This is a genomic window from Gemmatimonas sp., assembly GCF_046594945.1.
Classification (GTDB): Bacteria; Gemmatimonadota; Gemmatimonadetes; order Gemmatimonadales; family Gemmatimonadaceae; genus Gemmatimonas.
The window spans coordinates 1-2,674 of the sequence record NZ_JBKJRB010000064.1 but is presented as its reverse complement, the minus strand read 5'-3'; the positions used below and the strand labels follow the sequence as shown (position 1 = coordinate 2,674).

3 protein-coding genes are annotated in these 2,674 nt (G+C 62.1%); all 3 read right to left on the bottom strand.

Annotated features, from left to right (window positions below; all coding sequences use genetic code 11):
• Nucleotides 1-320: 320 nt before the first annotated feature.
• Nucleotides 321-668: a hypothetical protein gene (locus ACLL97_RS07200; protein ID WP_411279795.1), complete on the bottom strand. Its 348-nt coding sequence runs from the start codon at nucleotides 666-668 to the stop codon at nucleotides 321-323.
• A gap of 365 nt (nucleotides 669-1,033) precedes the next feature.
• Nucleotides 1,034-1,420 (bottom strand): type II toxin-antitoxin system death-on-curing family toxin, encoded by a 387-nt coding sequence (locus ACLL97_RS07195; protein WP_411279794.1) that lies wholly within the window; start codon nucleotides 1,418-1,420, stop codon nucleotides 1,034-1,036.
• A gap of 471 nt (nucleotides 1,421-1,891) precedes the next feature.
• Nucleotides 1,892-2,470, bottom strand: coding sequence for a HEAT repeat domain-containing protein (locus ACLL97_RS07190; protein ID WP_411279793.1), 579 nt, complete (start codon nucleotides 2,468-2,470; stop codon nucleotides 1,892-1,894).
• Nucleotides 2,471-2,674 lie beyond the last annotated feature (204 nt).

The window sequence follows — 2,674 nt, the reverse complement described above, 5'->3', positions numbered from 1 at the left end:
GCGCGTGAGCACTTCGAGCGCGAAACAACTCGAGCACGAACATGCGTCGAGCGAAGACCGCTCGAGGCCCAGACCCGCGGCTGAACGGGACGCGGCAATAGTTCTCGTTGAAGAATGAAGCTGAAAAGCTGTTTCGGGGAAAGGCTGGCTGAGCGGGATCTTGGCGCGTGAGCACTTCGAGCGCGAACCAACTCGAGCGCGAACATTGCGTCGAGCGAAGACCGGTCGAGGGCCAGACCGGCGGCTGAACGGGACGCGGGGATAGTTCTCGCTGACGAGTGGAGCTGAAAGCCGTTTCGGGCATTCGAGCCTCCTGAGCCTTACGCACGGTTTGGCGCGCGTCCCCGGCGCAGGCCGAGCACGGCAAAGGCGACGACCATGACAACGCGCAGGCCGACATTGAGGAGCACCACAACGTCGGCGCCGTGCAGCCATGCGCGGACGCCAGCGAAACCGGACGCGGCGTGAAAGACGATCAAAGCGATTACCGCGGCTCGTTCTACGGCCGTGTCTTTGCTGGCCTGCGCCGTCAAGCACAAGACCGCGAGGCCTAGCTCCGAGGCTGCGAGCAGGTCGTAGGCGAAGGCATCATCGGCATCGACGGAGAGGCCAACCGCGCCAGCGATGAGCGCCGGGGCCACAACAAGGACAATCGCCGCAGCACCCATGGCGACCGCGTTTACGACAAACAACACCCGAAGACCCATGGCACTCCTTGACCGGCGCCACACTGACCCGCCTCGGTCCTTCGGACAATCTCTGGCAAGAATTTCCAGCGCGGCGCGTTCAAGAGCCCCCAAAAATGCCACACAACAACTACGCGGGGAGAGACAAAGACCGTACTGTCACGAAGCTCTCAACCCGTCTCGAACGTTAGCATTTGCGACACAAGGCCAGGTCGATCCCGAGGTACGAGGGTCGGCCTCGGCCGCAGTGTCTCGCCGAGCGGAGCGAGGCGAGCCAGCGCAAATGCCCGTGTTCGGCGCCGCGCGCGATGCGGCCTCGCATCGCGCGCAGTCCTACCGGGAGCCGTTCACCTCGACTTCGACCACCGCTGAACAAACGCAAGTAGCGCTTCACGTTCAAGGTCGCCGGCGGCGACTCCGAGGATGATCGCCTCGGCCGCGTCGACGGGGGCAACCAAGTCAAAGCCGTTCATCGCCAACATCAATTCCATCGCGGCATGCCCGACGCGCTTGTTGCCGTCCGTGAAAGGATGATTCCGAATCAGCGAGAACCCGATCGCGACCGCCTTCTCCGACAAGGTCGGATAGAGGTCGTCGCCACCAAAGGTCATGCGTGGCTGCGCAACGGCAGACTCAATTCCGGCGAGGTCGCGAACCGTTGCCGCGCCACCAGATTGCACCATGAGGAGTCGGTGAAGCCGCAGAACTTCGCGAACGGACAGATATCGAATCATGCAAGACGAGAATAGAGTTCGCGGTTCTTATCGATAATGCGTCGTGCCAAGGTTTCGAACTCGTCCGCTGGCTCATTCAGTCCGTCCCGAAGGACGGCTGCAGCGAGCTGCTCCGGAGCGACCGAGAGGGAGGACGCTCGCTCCCGAAGCCGAGTAGCTTCCTCGTCGGTGAGCTCGATTGAGATGCTGACCATGCCTTCATTCTACCAAGGCTGTTGCCGTGTGTCCGGGATCTTCTGCGTCAGGACGCGCTCTGTCTCGACAGCCGGCAACCGCACCAATAAAAACGATCGAGCCAACAAATATTCTTCGACAGCAATTCTTCGAGCGCCGAATATTTGCCTTCGCTACACCGGAGGTGTGTCGAGGGTCGCCGCGCAGCGGCGACTCTCGACCCCTGCGCGCAGGCCCGTGTTCGGCGCTCGAGCTGCGAGGCGGCTCGCGGCGAGTTCACACGGCCGCCGAGAGCGTTCAGCCACGACATGCTTCATGACGGTCGCTTGCATCGGGAGATGGCCAGCTACCGGTGCGGAGAACATGCAGCGCGTCCTTCGCCTCCTCCGCAACGGTCCAGCCAAGAACGCTGATCGCCTCGTCAGACGCCGCGAGTGTTTCAAGCGCGGAAGCGGCCGCGCGGATTTTCAGGGTCGCGACCGCGAATACGCACCAGAAACGAACTTCGTGGGCAGGATCGCCGAGTCCTTGGAGGATCGCTTCGACTGCTCGCCGCCACCGTGTAGATGAGCGCCGAACCGATTCAAGGCTGTACGCGATGCCTTCTGCGGCCTGACCACGGATGCGTGGAACTTCTTTGTCGTCCGAGAGGAGCGCGACGAGGGGGTCGATGCCTTCGACGTCGCAGCGAAAGGTCAACGCGTAGACCAATGCCTCGCGATGAAAATCTTTCAGCTCCGGTCGAAGCGCATTGATGATCTTCGAGCTGGCGACCTTCGATTTAAATGCGATAAGTCGCTTCGCGGATTCGAACGCAGAGGACTTTGTTCGCGTGCGAAGTAGCGCTTTAATCTCGGTAGTGATGGCGTGCGACATGCATCTCTTCTCAGCGCCGAACGTTAGCCTTTGCGACACCGTAGCGGCGATGGTGGCGAGCCTGCGAGCCTCCTCGCCGCGGAGGTGGGGTGCAGCTCACCTGGTGATCACGCCGCTCGTCTGACGGCGTGGACCTGATGAAAATCGAGGGCGGCGTCGAGGCGGCCGCTCTGTGTGAGCGAGCGAATGTAGACAATCGCGCGG

What these genes read in the sequence shown, in the direction of transcription:
- ACLL97_RS07200 (WP_411279795.1), bottom strand. Translation starts at nt 668, where the DNA reads ATGGGTGCTGCGGCGATTGTCCTTGTTGTGGCCCCGGCGCTCATCGCT.
- ACLL97_RS07195 (WP_411279794.1), bottom strand. Translation starts at nt 1,420, where the DNA reads ATGATTCGATATCTGTCCGTTCGCGAAGTTCTGCGGCTTCACCGACTC.
- ACLL97_RS07190 (WP_411279793.1), bottom strand. Translation starts at nt 2,470, where the DNA reads ATGTCGCACGCCATCACTACCGAGATTAAAGCGCTACTTCGCACGCGA.